The organism is Longicatena sp. (assembly GCF_982403165.1).
In genome coordinates this window covers 18,577-34,872 of record NZ_CEVYEL010000014.1, presented here as the reverse complement: position 1 = coordinate 34,872, position 16,296 = coordinate 18,577, and the positions used below count along the sequence as shown (strand labels likewise).

Here is a 16,296-nt window from a genome sequence, read left to right as displayed (position 1 = left end):
TTTCTCTTTCGTTTTCTATTTTAGCATAAAGTATTCTCATATATATACAATATTTTTTTGTTTTATGATCTTACCAATTTACTTACAAGTTCACAAATTAATTCCTACTTGTAGCGTTCATTTCACCATCTAACTTCATAAAGTATTCATAATCCTCTTGAATACAACCACACTAGGAAAAAAGGAGGATGCCTTATGAAGCAAGCACAAGTTTTGTATCAAAACCGTATACAAAATGAATCTAGTTTACTGACGTTTGATGTTTTGGCAGATTTACATATCACTTTACCATGGCGCAACCTGCATTTAGAAACGGCATTGGAAGATATTTGGCAGCGTGATGTGAAACATGTTGCCATCGTCGGTGATTTTACAAATAACGGTTATGCTTTTCAGTGGAAAAATGTCCTTTCACAGCTACAGGAATTTCCTTTTCAATATGTGATTGCTTTGGGTAATCATGATATTTACAATATACAACACCGCGGTATTCATATTCATCCTTTATATCGTTCTATGATTCTACGCCATCATAAACATGTGTATTATGATGAATATTGGAATGGGATTCATATCTATGTTTTAAATCCCCAACTTGCCACAAAGCAGCATGGTATCTTATTTCAAGATCAATTAACATGGTTAAGGCAAAAACTAAAACAGGATGACCCAACAAAACCCATTTTACTCTTTTGTCATCATCCTCTTTCAGACCTTTACGTAAACAGCGACAGTCAAAAACAAAAAGAAGAGTTAAAAATGATCTTACACAAGTATCCCAACATTTGTTATTTCAGTGGGCATTTGCATAACGATGCAGCATTATGTGAAAAAACGTATGCTCATTGTTTTTTCATTGATGTTCCGGCGTTTCAACATGTTGAAACAGGCGCAAAACAAAAAGGCTGCGGTTATGAAGTGCAGCTTTTCCATGACTTCTTATCGATTCGTACCAGAGATTATTTAAACCATGTATGGATGGCATCACAGCATTATATTCTTGCTCTCAACAACCACCGTGTTTATGTGATGGACGAATAGGCTCCTTACTTGCCAATTGTGCAATAAAGATGAGTACGAAGGCAAATAATAAAGAAATAAAACCAAAGATAAATGTTAAAAGAATGAATAGTAATGGCAATAAAAATAAATAACGTTTGCGTTGCTTCGCCCAAAGATACTGTACATAGGCGCATAGAATGACAATTGCTCCTATACATATCAGGAATAGATAGCTCATCGTAATTCCCCCTTCTTGCTAGTACAGTATATGAAGAATTCACAATGGAAAACACAAAAAAAGTGTTTCCCCATCATCTCTCTTATACAGAAAGATTGCTCTGGTTATCACACTTTATTTATCATCGACAGGATGTTCATTCACTTTTAGTAAACGTTCCTGCAGCGTTTCTCTGACATAAGCCGTATACGCTATGGATTGTATCGTATTGCGAATCAAATCTACGATAGCACTTCCTTCATCATCACTTGGAATATGCCGCACCTTTTTATGCGAAAAAATACAGGTCAGACAGCATTCTAATTCAGCGCAAAAATAATCGTATGCTTGATCCTGTGGATATTTTTCAACCTGTACACTGATCAGATTACTGATTTCCTCCATGGAATACACTGTCTTTAAGATACATACAACAAATAAATAAGCTACATGGCGTTTCATATAACGCTTTTTTATTGGTGCATTGACAATGCCATGTTTGACATAGTTATTGATCATCGTACTTGTAATGGGTTTCCCTTGATGTGGCTGGGTAAACAGCTGCAAGGAGGAGTTTAAAAGGGTTACGACTTGATCCATATATAAATCCATATCCGGCAGCTCTCGCCATCGTGGACAATGAAAACCTAAAAATCCCTGTTCATCTTTCATCTTATCACCATCTCTATATTAACATTGTCAAAATAAATTGTCAATTGATATAAATAGCTAAAACATCTGTACTTCAAAACTAAATGAAGCCTTTATAAAAGATGCATCATCCCATATACAATAAACACTTACATCCTAAGTTTCGACAGCTGTTTCTTTCCTATAAAAGCAGCTTTTTCCTTTGCCCTTTTCGCTTTATAGCATCTTTATGTTTTCTTAACATCCTTTATAAGAACTTCATGCCATCTTTATATCCCATCTGCTAAGATGATGGCAAAGAAAGTGAAGGTATTGTATATGAAATTTATAAAACACCATGGACACACATCCATTCTGATTGCCGGCTGTGGCCGTTTAGGCTCTTGTATGGCTTCCAGCTTAAGTCAAGAAGGCTTTGATGTAACCGTGATTGATAAAGATGAAAAAGCATTTCGCCGTTTAAGAGAAACGTTTAGCGGCTTTCAGGTTATCGGCGATGCCAGTGATCTTGACATGCTGCAAAGCTGTGGCATAGCTAACGCAGATATCGTCGTTGTTGCTACTGATAGTGATAATGTCAACTGTATGATTGCTCAGATTGCCAACATGATCTTCCATATCCAACAGGTATATATTCGCTTAAATGATCCGGATAAGGAAGAATTGTTAAAGGATACAAATATTCAGGCAATTTATCCGGCAAAATTAAGTATGCAAGAATTTATCAGAATCAGTCATATTCAATTAAAGGAGATGTATGCATAAATGAAAATCGTAGTAGCCGGAGGTCGCAATAAAGCAGACTTCCTGATTGGTTCACTTTTAGAAAAGCAACATGAAGTTATCGTCATCAATGATGAAGAAAGCTATTGTGCTTATTTATCTGAGAAATATAACATTCCCATCATCACCGGTAATCCTTGTAAACGTTACATCTTAGAGGAAGCAGATATTGAGGATGCTGATATTTTAATTGCGCTTCGTCCCAGTGATGCAGACAATTTGACCATCTGTCAATATGCCAAAAAAAGTTTCCATGTGAAAAAAGTTGTGGCAACCGTTGCCAATCCAAAGAATGTTAAGGTATTTCGATCACTTGGTGTCAATACCACGATATCCGCTACCTATACGATATCGAAAATCATCGAACAAGCGAGTACGATTGAAAATCTTGTGAATTCGCTTACGCTAGCACATGAAAATATTGTCATGAGTGAATTGTTGCTAACAAAAGACTGTAAGGTTATTCATCATAAGATTAAAGATCTACACAATATGCCAGCCAATGCCATCATCTGCTGCATCTTACGTAAACTGCGGATGATCGTGCCCAATGGAGATACCGAATTATTAGAACAGGATAAGCTGCTTATCCTAAGCGATTCCCAAACGCAAGACAGCGTATTATCCATCTTTTCTCAAGGAGTTTCTTTATGAAGATTGTCACGATACAACCACAGCCTATCCAAGGCTATCGTTTGATTCTAGGCTATTTAGGTATGCTATGCATGCTGATTGGGGGCATTACCCTGTTACCGTTGCTGACGTTATTCTTTTATCCACAAGATGGAAAAGAAGCAATCTATTTTCTGTTACCGGGTATGATCAGTATCTTGGTCGGTTTTCTTTTCTATCAACTGATTCGTGGCAAGGAAAAAGGTAGATTAGCCCGCAATCAAGATGCTGTCATTGTTGTTTCTTGTTGGCTGCTTGCCATTGTAATTACCGCATTTCCTTTCATGTTAAGCGGTCATTATGATTTTACCAGAGCGGTCTTTGAAACGACCAGCGGCTGGAGCACTACCGGGTTAAGCGTTGTCGATGTAACGCATACCTCACATTTATTTCTCATGCATCGCAGTACCATCCTTTTCTTTGGCGGCGTAGGGTTGGTAGTAATCATGCTTTCAGTATTAAGTGATACATATGGTATGCGCCTTTACAATGCAGAAGGTCATAGTGATCGTCTATTGCCGAATGTCATAAAAAGTGCTCGCATCATTCTCATCATCTATTTTTGTTATATTAGTGCCGGTGTGCTGTTATACGTTATCTGTGGCATGCCAATCTTTGATGCCATCATCCATTCCATTGGTGCTTTATCTACTGGCGGTTTCTCAAATCAAGCCGATAGCATTGCACATTACCACAGCATTTCGATTGAGATTATTACGATGGTCTTGATGATTTTAGGAAACATTAATTTTCTTGCCCATTTATTTCTATTACGCGGAAAATTTCGTAATTTTTTCTATTACTGTGAGATTCGTTTTCAATTTATTCTCATTGCCTTTGCTATTCCAATTATTGCTTTCCTTTTGGTTAATAACTTACAATATCGATTTGGAGATAGCTTCCGTTTGGCAGCCTTTCAAGTCATCTCTGCTTTGACAACAACCGGCTTTCAAACCATGTCTTCCTTTCAGGGATTGCCTGCCTCCTTCATGCTTATTATGATCATCTTACAGCTGATTGGTGGAGGTATCGGTTCTACGGCGGGAGGTATCAAGCAATATCGTGTTTATGTCATGATAAAACATGTCATGTGGCATCTTCGTTCGCTGTTTCATTCCCAAAAAATGCTTTATACCCATAAGATCTATAAGGTAGAACGCAAAGAAAAAATAGAATCCGCAGAAATCTTTTCCTGTTCAACTTATATCTTTATGTATCTGGTTATTTTTCTCTTAGGAAGTCTGCTATTGAGCCTTTTTGGATTTTCTTTACAAGATGCCATGTTTGAATTTTCCAGTGCCCTTAGTACGGTCGGCTTATCCACCGGCATCATGAATTATCATGCTGCTGATGCCATCTTATGGATTGGAACCTTTGGAATGTTTGTGGGAAGATTAGAGATTTATGTTGTCATCCTGGCCATTTTACGACTGCGTAAAGATGGGTATCACTATCTTCATACACTGAAAAAAGCTTAGAAATCTGTTATAATGAGGTCATGAAAATGAAAAATAAAAATGTTACAACGCTTTTGCGTCATTTCTTTATCACCACAGCAATCATTTTTATATGCACACTTGTTTCTTTATTCTTTGTCGAACTGCATATCCGTACCGAAAATATCATCATGATTTATTTGCTGGGTGTCCTTTTTATCGTCATCGAAACGAAACAGCTGGTATGGGGCATCGCTTCTAGCTTCATCAGTATCATCACCTTTAATTATTGCTTTACCCAGCCGTTATATTCCCTGCATATCCATGATCCGAATTATATCATCACCATCATCATCTTTCTCATTGTTTCCATCATCACGAATATTTTAATGGGAAAATTGCAAAAGCATGCGGCGATTGCTCGCTATAATGAGCAACAGACATTGGCCTTTTATGAAATATCCAAATCCTTTTTAAATCTTTCAGGAATCCAAACTATTTTCATGCATACTATACATGCTCTTTATGAAAATCAAAATATCATAAGTGTCTTATACTATTATGATGAAAAAAGTAAACAGCTGCAACGTTATCAGGATGCTGCTATGCCTCTGGCATTACATGTTGTTGACGAGCTTGCCGCATGGTGCTATAAACATCAAAAAGTTTGCGGACATGCTACTGCCATAAATGGCAATGAACAATGGAGCTATCATCCACTATGCCATGGTGAAGAAATACTTGGCGTATATGCTATTTCTCATACCCCAGAGCTTACTAAAGAAAATGAATTATTCATTCATACGCTGATTGCACAAATGGTTATGGCTTTAGAACGCGAACAATTATATGCACAGCAGGAACAAAGCCGCATTGCTATTGAAAAAGAGAAACTACGCAATAATTTACTACGTTCATTATCACACGATTTGCGTACACCGCTAACGAATATCGCTGGTTCGAGTGCCGTATTGTTAGAAAATGATGATGTTTTTGACTCTGGAATGAAAAAAAAGCTGATGAAAAGCATCAGTAATGATGCTCAGTGGCTAACTCAATTAGTAGAAAACCTGTTAAATATGACGCGTATTCAAGATGGTCGTTTGTTATTGAGCAAGCATTATGAAGTTGTAGATGATATTATTTGCGAAGCTTTACAACGCTGTGAATCACGCAAAGGAAGTCATACCCTTTCTGCTCATCTTCCTGAAACAATACAATTAGTAAATATGGACGGACAGCTCATTATACAAGTGCTGGTTAATTTTATTGATAATGCAATCAAACATACACAACCAACTTCCCATATTGATATTTATTATACACAAAAGAAAGGAAAAGCCTGTTTTGAAGTGAGTGATGATGGCAATGGCATTCCTGATAACATAATCGATACACTTTTTGACAGTTTTGTGACAACGAAAAGTGAACGTTCAGACGCAAAACGCGGTGTTGGTCTAGGCTTATCCATTTCCAAAGCGATTATCGAAGCACATGGAGGAACCATTTACGCTCATAATAGAGCAGACGGTCATGGTGCAATATTGGGTTTTTACTTGTAAGGAGGAATTTCCATGAAGGATAAAATATTATTGATAGAAGATGATAAAAGTATTCAGCGATTTTTACGTATCTCATTAGAAACAAAGGATTATAAAGTTATCAGCGCTGAAACAGGTATTGAAGGCATTTCCTTATATATGACAGATAACCCTGATTTGATCTTACTGGACCTAGGACTTCCTGATATTGATGGAATGGAGGTACTTTCTCAGATACGCGCACAGAGTGAGGTTGCGATTTTAGTCGTATCTGCACGTGGACAGGAACAGGAAAAAGTGGAAGCTTTGGATCATGGAGCGGATGATTATATCACGAAACCATTTCATATAAATGAGTTATTAGCACGTGTGCGAGTAGCTTTACGCAAGAAAACAAGTGATGTTATCAAGACAAAAGTATTTACGATGGATACATTGAAAATCGATTTTGAGAAATATAAAGTATTTGTTGAGGATAAAGAAATTCATATGACGCCTATTGAATATAAATTACTCGTATTATTAGTTGAAAATGCCGGTAAAGTTTTAACACATAGCTTTATTATTCGTAAGATTTGGGGATATAGCACAACTGAGGATTCACAATCCTTGCGAGTCTTTATGGCAAATATTCGTAGGAAAATCGAAAAGGACAGTGCCCATCCTCGCTACATCATCACGGAAGTCGGTGTAGGATATCGTTTTGTAGAATCATAAGCAGTAGGTGAATACACAAAAAAGCTCTTTATTTTCATCCTATTTCTCTTATTTCATGTGCGATGGTTTGGTATCGATGACAGATTTCATTATACTATATATGATAGAAATCAAAGAGGCGGCTACGCACACACCTATTACACTACCGATAATTTCTAGCATCATGATCGCCTTCCTTTTTACACCTTTATCTTAACGAAAAAGTCATCAATGTGCTGTTAGGATTTGCGAAAGCGCATTAAGGTGAGGTTAAGAAACGATAAATCTGAAGTATCATGTATCCTATAAGGTATTCCCTTCCTTATATGAAACAAGTACAGCATAAAAAAAGCGATAAATAACACGCTTTTTTCCATCTTAGATGATTAAAAAGCCTTAAGCATGACTATCCTTCATTCAACTATGCTTTTTACATGTATCATAAAATAAGAAAAATTAGCATATTATATCGCTTTTTTGATTATAGCGTGATTTCGTTTACCAAATTGGTTTCAAATAAAGCTTTCACCACTTTTGGATCTTGACTCTTTCCCAATGCCCACATTAATTTTGTGAGCGCTGCTTCACTTGTCATATCTAAGCCTTGTATCACACCTTTTTGTAATACTTTCTGTCCCGTTTGATAGATGGAGAAATCGCTATTTTCATAAAGGCATTGACTGCATGCAACTACGCTAATGCCTTTTTCTACCATCATTTCTAGTTTTTGGATCAGATCGCGGCGTTCAAAATGCATCCCACCTGCACCAAAAGCCTCAATAACCACGCCTTTATAATTCATCTGTAACAACATATCGAAGATATCAGGATTGATTCCTGGAGTTAGTTTCAACAAAAATACTTGCTCACATAATGTTTCATTGAGTCTAAATTTACCACGAGGATGTATCAGTAATGGTTGTTGTAGCGTCATGCCTCTAGCGCTAACTAAACCAACTGGCGGAACATTTACACTTTCAAATGCATTTAGATGCATTGTTCTTACTTTAACCGCTCTGGTGCCAAGAATCAGCTGACGATTAAAACAAACATATACACCTGTTAAAGCATCCTGCATAGCTGCATGAAACGCACAGCGAATATTGTCAACACCATCACTGAGGGGATGTTGTAAGGGCAATTGTGAACCTGTCACAATGACCGGGATGGGGAGATTTTCCAACATAAAGGATAAAGCGCTTGCCGTATATGCCATGGTATCTGTACCATGCGTCAATACAATACCATCATATTCTGGTACAACTTCGTAAATACGTTTCGCTATTAACAACCATTCTTCCGGTTGCATATTACTAGAATCTAGGCGCAATAAATCTTCACAGTAAATTTTTGCGTATTGCTGATGATGCCCTAAATATCCAATTAACTCTTCACTTGTTAAAGCAGGTACTAAACCTTCTTCACTTTCACTAGAGGCAATGGTTCCTCCTGTTGTTAAAAATAATATTTTTTTCATATTGTTTTATCACCTTTTCATCTTTTTAATTATACCTAAAACAAGGGGAAACTTCTATTCCTTTTCATTCGATATTCGTATTTTATGAATGTCGGTTATCGGCACTTTGAGACATGGCCGTTTCTGCTTGATTTTATAAAAAGAATTTTTCAAAAAAGTTGAAAAAAGTATTGCGTTATCATATTCTATATGATATTATAATATGGCACTTGCGAAGTGCGATAAATAGATTGTGGCGCGTTGGAGAAACGGTTAACTCACATGCCTTTCACGCATGCACTCACGGGTTCGAATCCCGTACGCGTCACCATGTGCCTTAATAGCTCAGTTGGTAGAGCATCCGGCTGTTAACCGGCAGGTCACAGGTTCAAGTCCTGTTTAAGGCGCCATATAACAAAGCAAGCCTTCTATGGAAGGCTTTTTTTGTGCATACGATTTGTACATACCAATGAATGAATCTGTGACCTTCCTTTGTAAGAGGATGCTCGTATAAGACGCATCAGCACTTCGCAAAGTACTCATAAGTGATAAAGAGGTGCGATTAAGGTAGCATTCTTTATATTGTAACTCACGTATCTCAAAATAGCTATGACTTTCATCCCATAGTTGATAAATAATAGATATGATTTATTTCAAGCCACGTACCTAACAAAGCAATCGATAAGTTAAAATAACAATAAAATATCTTTAGGATCGGTAAAGATGTAATCGGCCTCACCAGTTATATTCGACTGTTTCCAATTTGCGAAACCACTGCGCATGCCGGCGGACTTTGCACAGCGTATATCGGTTAACATATCGCCAATATAAAGACAATTAGCTTTATCGGCACCACTTACTTCTAAATATTTATAAAGTGGTTCCGGATCAGGCTTATGTTTTGAGGTATCATCCGCACATAGTATAATTGAGAATCGTTTATTGAACTGGAAAGGAGTAAAATATCGATCATATTCTTCCTTAGTGCGAGAAGTGACAATGCCTAACGTGCATCCTCTTTGTGTCAGTTCCCTAAGCATATCTTCCATACCATCAAAGTACTTCATTTCTTTTGCGAATCGTTCATATTGCTTGATCCAATATTGTTCAAAATCATCCTTTACATCCACTTGCAATATCTTTAAAGCAGCTTTGCTGGTAATGCCTAAAACCACACGCAACGCTTCTAATGTAAAATATCTATTCACCTGAGCTAGTAATGTCTGCTGCCACGTTTTTAGCACAGCCTCTTCGCTATCAATCAGCGTACCATCTAAATCAAAAATTATATGTTGTTCCTTCATCCCTTTTCCTCCTCATATGTGTTAAGTGTAACACGGTTTTTCTTCTTTATGATCATTGTAAATATTTTCTTCACCTTTAAAAGTTTTCATCATCTTCTAGTCTTATAACACCAAAGGCTTAACTTCATCCGTAAATACCACATGCTTTTCCTTTGATATCTAACATAGTTAGCTTTAGCAAGTTTTTCTATTTGCTTTTGATTGTTCCCTTCTTTTTATCATCCCTTTCTTTTAATACAAAAAAAACCCTATAAGCTTAGCACGCTTTTTTATCGTGTCTATCTTATAGGGTATCACTTAATGATGAGTTCTCTGTAAATTCCTAATAGCCTTACCTTTTCAATCGCCATAGGACTATTTCCTGCTTCTTACCTATTTAGAGGACTTTGCCTAAACCAATTAGGATATCCATCCTCCTAATTACTTAGCTGTGTCCCACCTTCATAAGCAAAACTTAATTTTCAGAGAACACACACCTTCTTCATCTCTATAGATTTAGCATAGCTCTATCAATTTATTCGCAATGCATAACTTCATATTCATCTGCTTAAGACCATCCGCAAATTTCACATGCATCATGCCATCCGCAATTTTCATGATTTTTCCTTCACCAAGCTGCACATGACGAATCATCATCCCTCGTTTAAGAGAAGTCAGTCGCAGTTTTTTGGCAGTAGGTGTTGCAACTGTCGCTGTTTCATTTCTTTTTTCTTCTTCCATCTTTTCATGTAGTTCATACAGATAAGGAGATATTTCCAAACGATGTGTCGTACAACGCTTGCTGGCAAAAAACTCCAATTCATGCTTCGCTCTTGTCATTCCATGATAGAACAGCATTCGCTCTTTCTGACTATCTTCTTTTTGAGGAAGAATCCCACGGATACAATCTAAAATGCATACACGATCATATTCATAACCTTTTGCATCCGCTAAAGAGCAAATCGTGATACGACTGATAGGATCTGCCTGATAATCTTTTAATGCACCTAAATGATATAGGAATTCATCCGGATCTTCATATCGCTGTGCCAGTATCTCAAAAGCTAAAATAACAGGAGCATTCATAGCGATACCTTCTTTGCGTAAGGTTTCATTATATCCCATTTTCTCTTTGATGAAGATGACCATATCCAAAGTAGATTTATTTTCAGCCATGCGAATCCGTTCCATTAAGGACGCTAATTTCTTTTTACCTGCTTGTTTATAGCTGCTTTCCATAAGTGCCTGATATACATCTACCGCTTCATCTGCTTTTAAACGTTCACTGACTTCTAATAAAACACGTTTCGAGATATCCAACCCCATGGCTTCATATACCTCATAAAAAGCTCGCATATCTCTAGGATCTATTAATAATTCAATAAAGTTCCACATATCTCTAACAAACTTATCTTGTAAGAAATGCTTCATATTGCCCTGATAACTGAATGAAATACCTTTTTCTTTAAATAATTCAATCAAAGGTACTGCCATTGCAAAATCATGGTATAAAAAAGCCGTTTCCTCTTCGTCTTCTTCTACCTTTTTCAAGGCATAGGCATATAATTTAGATAGATCCGCAAAACCTTTAAACTTTAATTCACATGTTTCCTGTGAGATACTTTGCAGACCTTCCTTATCTTTATAATAAAAACGATTGCAGGCATCTGTAATTGTCGCATTATTACGATAATTACCATTTCTGGTTAAGATTTCCCCATTGGCATAGGTCTGTGTAAAGGCATCTAAAGCCTGTGGATAAGCAGCTCTATGCTGGGCAATGGAAACATCCATATCGGCACATAAGAATAACTCATGTGTTGAAGATGAAACCATCTTTAATAACATATGCGCAAGAAAACTCAGTTCCTGAGCATCGTCCACGTGAACAAAGTGACAATGCTTTTTCACATCTTCTAATAGCACCGTATCTTTTACTAAAATCTCCGTAGCAACGGCTAAAATATCATCATAATCATAAATATCTTTTTTATCCTTGAACTTTGCATATTCTTTGTATAACGCAAGAAAATCAAGGTTCTTCCTATCCGCTATCATGATTTCTGATATCTGTTTTTCCGGCATCATCAAATTGCGACATTCACTGATCTTCCCCATTACTTCGCTGCATTGTTCCTTTGTTAAGGTAATGGCAAACATATCCTTACATAAACGACGTATCACACTGCTCATATCACGATAAGCCTTAGGTAACAATCTTCCTGTTGCTTCACAATGACGACGAATCAGCGCATAAGCAAAACTATAGATATCCACAAAAGATGGTATTTCACCATCATCCCCAAAATAGAAGCGATACTGTTTCGTCATCTCTTTTGCCATACGTTTATCATAAACAATATTCAGCATTTCTTCCTTTTGCGCCATCTCACTCTTCAATAGGTAAGCAATACGGCTCAAGAAAAGGAATGTTTTACCACTCCCTGATTTACCTTTCACAAGCATTGGATGTTGCTGCAACGTCAATAAAGCTACCTGTTGTTCATCCAGTTTTAGATCATATTCTTCTAAAAATTCTACTTCTGTCATACACTCACCTTTTCAAATTCTTACAGTAAAACATTATAACGTATAATCCCTTAAATATCTAACATTTTCCAACTATTTTTCTGCTTTTTTACTACTTTCCAAGTGTAACCTCTTACAGTCTTTTCGTTATATCTTCATCTGCATCTTTCCCTGTTTTTTTTCTTCTATACATCTAAATTTACCCTTTAGACGATACCCACCTTGCTGATTAACCAAACATTTCTACACTTTTTTCTTACCTATGCAGATGGCTCTATGTTATAGTTGCATATCAAGACTCATGACATGATATAAACGATGTTTTTGAAAACGATCCTCATGACAAAGTACTCGGTGTTTTAGAATAGCTGAATTTAACACATGGGGTTCCTAATGGGATGATGGTAGGTTAAAATTCTTCCTTACAAATCATTCTAGGCTTCCTTTCGTAAGTTACTTTTATATTTATCCTTTGGGTAGCATTAAAGTAAGGATGTTGTATAGTTCTATAATTCATAAGGTAAATTAAAGTAATTCAACAAACCAATATACATGGCAAAGGCAAAACGGAACTGTTCATTTTTAAGTTTCACCGCATCCTGAGGATTGCTAAGGTATGCCAGTTCTACTAAGATTGCCGGCATAGCTGTTCTACGCAATACATATAATGAAGGATTTGCTCTTACCAGATTATCCTTAGTGCCAACAAATGCAACAATAGAATCTAGTTCTTCATGAGCCAATTCAGCTGCTGTAGATTCTAATGAATATACATATACCTCTGTTCCATTGATAGCTGGATTGGGATTAGAATTCACATGGATACTGATAAAATAATCTGCCGGCCAATCATTGGCCATATCGACACGCGCACGTAAGGAAGAACTCTGATCGGTTCCTACCACTGTATCTAAGGTACGTCTGGATACTCGAACATCAAAATTGGAATCGGCAAATAACAAAGCAGCCAGATAAATCCCGACCCAATAGGTTACCTCTGCCTCCACGACTCCATTTCCACTTGCTCCTGCATTGACGTTCCCTATGTTATGTCCTTGATCAATAAAAATTTTAATCGCCATAAATTTCCCTCTTTTCTTTCTTATCGTATGTAAAGTGAGTGAAATGGTCTGGTATAGTTGCCTAGACTGCATGTAAGAATGCAGAAAAATACATGTTCTTTTTTCATCCGACTGTTATAATAAAAGCAAGAGGTAAATAAGGATATAAACACATCGAAGTGTTGATTCTTTACCGGAAAGGAAAATACATGCCACTGTTTCAGAACAGCAGCATGTAAGAAAAAAAGAATGAAAGAAGTAACGATTCGTGGACAGCGGGTTCCTTCCCTTATGCAAGGTTGTATGCGCATATCCAATCTAAGTGAAGCACAGGTGGATGCTTTACTGCATTTTGATCTTGAACATGGGATAAACTTTTTTGACCATGCTGACATCTATGGTGGAGAAGGTGTTTGTGAAACTATTTTTGGGAATGTTCTGAAGAAACAGCCTGCCTTGCGTGATAAGATGTTTATCCAAAGTAAATGTGGTATTCATCGCAGTGAAACCAATCACTATGATTTTTCTAAGGACTATATCATCGAATGTGTGAATAAGAGCCTAGAGCGTCTACAGTGTGGATATCTAGATTATTTGTTATTGCATCGTCCTGATGCGTTAATGGAACCTAAAGAAGTTGCTGATGCCTTTGATACGTTATACAGCAGCGGAAAAGTACGTCATTTCGGCGTTAGCAATCATAATCCTTATCAAATTGAACTATTAAAAACGGCGCTGCAACAGCCACTTGAAATTAATCAGATGCAGATGAGCCTTCTGCATACCCCGATGATCGACGCTGGTTTGAATGTAAATACATTTGATTCTCATGGTATTGAACGAGGCGCTATGACCTTGGATTACTGTCGTTTGCATGCGATTACCATGCAATGTTGGTCACCTTTCTTATATGGGATGTTTGAAGGCAATTATCTTGATAATCCAAAATTTCCAGAAGTGAATCAGCGGTTACAGGAATTAGCAGATGATTATCATACAACAAAGGCAGGTATTGCAATTGCCTGGTTACTACGTCATCCTGCGAATATGCAGGTGGTACTTGGTTCATGTAATACCTCACATATCAAAGATATCATCGATGCAAGTGATATCGTATTGACGCGTGAAGAATGGTATTCCCTTTATGTGGCTGCACAAAATCCTTTGCCATAGGTTTTAGATTTTAAAGATGAATGGTTGAGAAAATTTATCAAAGAATTAGCATATGTAGATCACACATATGCTTTTTTAACAGAAATTTTACATTTAACGATTGGTTTTTGATGACTTTCCTGTATAATAAAGGTCATGAAAGGCGGTTATAGTAATATGATTTTAAATTTCATTCGTGGCTTTTGTATGGCATTGGCAGACAGTGTTCCTGGCGTATCAGGAGGTACCGTAGCTTTCCTGCTAGGTTTTTATGATAAATTTATTGGTTCTTTAGATGCATTAGTTGCAGGTTCTATGCAAGAAAAAAAAGAAGCAATCATCTTCTTAATTAAAATTATGGTTGGCTGGGTCGTTGGTTTCTTAATGGCAGTCAGTATTCTTGCGAGTATCTTTGATGCTCAAATTTATAAAATTAGTTCTTTGTTTATGGGCTTTATCCTTTTTGCCATTCCGATTGTTGTTAAAGAGGAAAAAGCAAATATGAAGTTTAATGCCAGTAGCATTATTGCCGGTATTATCGGTATTGCCATTGTCGCATTGATTACATATTTTAATCCGATTGCTGGTCAAGGTAGTACAGTGGATCTAAGTAGTTTAAATATATCTTTAATTTTATATGTATTTGTTGCAGCGATGTTTGCTATTTCGGCAATGGTGTTACCCGGAATCAGTGGTTCTACCTTATTATTGATTTTCGGACTTTATGTTCCTATCATAAGTGCTGTTAAAGCGGTGATTAGCTTTAACTTAGATTATCTGCCAATCCTGATTGTCTTTGCATTGGGGATCTTAGCGGGAATTGTTTCAGTAGTGCGGGTTATCAAATGGGCTTTAGATAAACATCGTTCGATTATGATATTTCTGATAATCGGTATGATGATTGGTTCTTTTTATGCCATCATCATGGGACCACAAACATTGTCAACACCAAAAGCACCATTGAGTTTTAGTTCTTTTGATATTTTATGGTTTGTAGTTGGTGGACTTATTATCTTTGGTTTGCAGAAGATGAAGGATGTTACAGAAAAGGCAGATTAATACGTTATTTGGAAGGTAAATCCAAAGAGGATTTGCCTTTTTTATTTGTAAATACTTACATATAGACATCTGAATTTCTCGTAAGAAGTACGACCGATTATCCTCAATAATTTTTCATCTAAAATCAATAATTTCAACTCACATACCTCATAAGAGGTACGACGGAACCGGGGAGATCGCAGTATACATATACAATTTATTTCAACTCTCGTACAAGAGGTACGACAGCTGCAGATCAACACGTATGAACAATTAAAATTATTTGAACTCACGTACCTCACAAGAGGTACGACTGGTCGTAGATTTCAATATCTCCAAAATTACCATTTCAACTCACGTACCTCACAAGAGGTACGACAGTTGTTCATATTTATCACCTACCATATATTCATATTTCAACTCACGTACCTCACAAGAGGTACGACTATTATCGAAGTTATCTTTAAATCATTAAACAAAAAATTTCAACTCACGTACCTCACAAGAGGTACGACGATAGCAACTGACTTATATGTATTTAGACAGATGATTTCAACTCACGTACCTCACAAGAGGTACGACTGATGTTGACAGTAAAATGACCGGTTTAAAGGGTATTTCAACTCACGTACCTCACAAGAGGTACGACACCAACAACTAACCAACAATCAACCACTATAAAAATTTCAACTCACGTACCTCACAAGAGGTACGACCGATTCATGCGATGAAAAATTGTCTTCACGTCGGATTTCAACTCACGTACCTCACAAGAGGTA

Annotated in this window: 14 protein-coding genes, 2 tRNA genes and 1 CRISPR repeat array (1 of these 17 only partly in view); of the genes, 10 read left to right on the top strand and 6 right to left on the bottom strand. The window is 36.8% G+C overall.

All coding sequences use genetic code 11. The features are described from left to right. Nucleotides 1-195: 195 nt before the first annotated feature. Complete coding sequence (locus AC1VS3_RS04795; protein ID WP_008687451.1) at nt 196-1,041, top strand: metallophosphoesterase family protein; 846 nt, start codon at nt 196-198, stop codon at nt 1,039-1,041. Here AC1VS3_RS04795 and AC1VS3_RS04790 read toward each other — a convergent pair. Together AC1VS3_RS04790 and AC1VS3_RS04785 are read right to left on the bottom strand one after the other, a co-directional pair. After that, nucleotides 1,007-1,240, bottom strand: a complete 234-nt coding sequence (locus AC1VS3_RS04790) for a hypothetical protein (RefSeq protein WP_008687450.1) — start codon at nt 1,238-1,240, stop codon at nt 1,007-1,009. The two genes, AC1VS3_RS04795 and AC1VS3_RS04790, sit on opposite strands and share 35 nt — an antisense overlap. Before the next feature lie 114 nt (nt 1,241-1,354). Then, a complete protein-coding gene (locus tag AC1VS3_RS04785; RefSeq protein WP_008687449.1) occupies nt 1,355-1,891 on the bottom strand; it encodes a DUF1836 domain-containing protein in 537 nt (178 codons plus the stop codon). A 270-nt stretch (nt 1,892-2,161) separates the two neighbouring features. Here AC1VS3_RS04785 and AC1VS3_RS04780 point away from each other — a divergent pair, with 270 nt between their 5' ends. Genes AC1VS3_RS04780 through AC1VS3_RS04760 form a run of 5 tightly spaced genes read left to right on the top strand, consistent with a single transcriptional unit; the run spans nt 2,162 to nt 7,019 of the window. After that, nucleotides 2,162-2,635, top strand: a complete 474-nt coding sequence (locus AC1VS3_RS04780) for a potassium channel family protein (protein ID WP_418547839.1) — start codon at nt 2,162-2,164, stop codon at nt 2,633-2,635. Continuing rightward, the gene (locus AC1VS3_RS04775) at nt 2,636-3,307 is read left to right on the top strand and encodes a potassium channel family protein (RefSeq protein WP_008687447.1); all 672 of its coding nucleotides are present in this window, start codon (nt 2,636-2,638) and stop codon (nt 3,305-3,307) included. Beyond that, nucleotides 3,304-4,803: a TrkH family potassium uptake protein gene (locus AC1VS3_RS04770; RefSeq protein WP_008687446.1), complete on the top strand. Its 1,500-nt coding sequence runs from the start codon at nt 3,304-3,306 to the stop codon at nt 4,801-4,803. Before AC1VS3_RS04775 ends, AC1VS3_RS04770 begins: the two co-directional genes overlap by 4 nt. Nucleotides 4,804-4,829: 26 nt before the next feature. Continuing rightward, a complete protein-coding gene (locus AC1VS3_RS04765; protein ID WP_008687445.1) occupies nt 4,830-6,323 on the top strand; it encodes a DUF4118 domain-containing protein in 1,494 nt (497 codons plus the stop codon). Nucleotides 6,324-6,335: 12 nt separating this feature from the next. Next, on the top strand, nt 6,336-7,019 hold the full coding sequence (locus AC1VS3_RS04760; RefSeq protein ID WP_008687442.1) for a response regulator: 684 nt from the start codon (nt 6,336-6,338) through the stop codon (nt 7,017-7,019). Between the two features lie 460 nt (nt 7,020-7,479). On the opposite strand, the gene AC1VS3_RS04755 is transcribed toward AC1VS3_RS04760, so the two are convergent. Continuing rightward, nucleotides 7,480-8,475 (bottom strand): asparaginase, encoded by a 996-nt coding sequence (locus tag AC1VS3_RS04755; protein ID WP_008687440.1) that lies wholly within the window; start codon nt 8,473-8,475, stop codon nt 7,480-7,482. A 234-nt stretch (nt 8,476-8,709) separates the two neighbouring features. On the opposite strand from AC1VS3_RS04755, the gene AC1VS3_RS04750 reads away from it, so the two are divergent. Both AC1VS3_RS04750 and AC1VS3_RS04745 read left to right on the top strand, forming a co-directional pair. Next, nucleotides 8,710-8,785 (top strand) — tRNA-Glu (locus AC1VS3_RS04750). A gap of 3 nt (nt 8,786-8,788) precedes the next feature. Then, a tRNA-Asn gene (locus AC1VS3_RS04745) sits at nt 8,789-8,864 on the top strand. 276 nt (nt 8,865-9,140) lie between these two features. Here AC1VS3_RS04745 and AC1VS3_RS04740 read toward each other — a convergent pair. From AC1VS3_RS04740 to AC1VS3_RS04730, 3 genes are all read right to left on the bottom strand, one after another. Further along, a complete protein-coding gene (locus AC1VS3_RS04740) occupies nt 9,141-9,758 on the bottom strand; it encodes an HAD family hydrolase (RefSeq protein ID WP_008687439.1) in 618 nt (205 codons plus the stop codon). Nucleotides 9,759-10,253: 495 nt separating this feature from the next. Further along, nucleotides 10,254-12,287, bottom strand: coding sequence for a UvrD-helicase domain-containing protein (locus AC1VS3_RS04735; protein ID WP_008687438.1), 2,034 nt, complete (start codon nt 12,285-12,287; stop codon nt 10,254-10,256). A gap of 485 nt (nt 12,288-12,772) precedes the next feature. Then, nucleotides 12,773-13,348 (bottom strand): N-acetylmuramoyl-L-alanine amidase family protein, encoded by a 576-nt coding sequence (locus AC1VS3_RS04730; protein ID WP_008687437.1) that lies wholly within the window; start codon nt 13,346-13,348, stop codon nt 12,773-12,775. 228 nt (nt 13,349-13,576) lie between these two features. Between AC1VS3_RS04730 and AC1VS3_RS04725 the strand changes: the two genes are divergently transcribed. Both AC1VS3_RS04725 and AC1VS3_RS04720 read left to right on the top strand, forming a co-directional pair. Then, entirely contained in the window at nt 13,577-14,500 is a 924-nt protein-coding gene (locus AC1VS3_RS04725) for an aldo/keto reductase (RefSeq protein WP_008687436.1), read from the top strand. A gap of 135 nt (nt 14,501-14,635) precedes the next feature. Beyond that, complete coding sequence (locus tag AC1VS3_RS04720) at nt 14,636-15,538, top strand: DUF368 domain-containing protein (protein WP_226906275.1); 903 nt, start codon at nt 14,636-14,638, stop codon at nt 15,536-15,538. A 260-nt stretch (nt 15,539-15,798) separates the two neighbouring features. Next, a CRISPR array of direct repeats spans nt 15,799-16,296; the repeat unit is 33 nt; unit sequence ATTTCAACTCACGTACCTCACAAGAGGTACGAC (it continues 340 nt past the right edge of the window).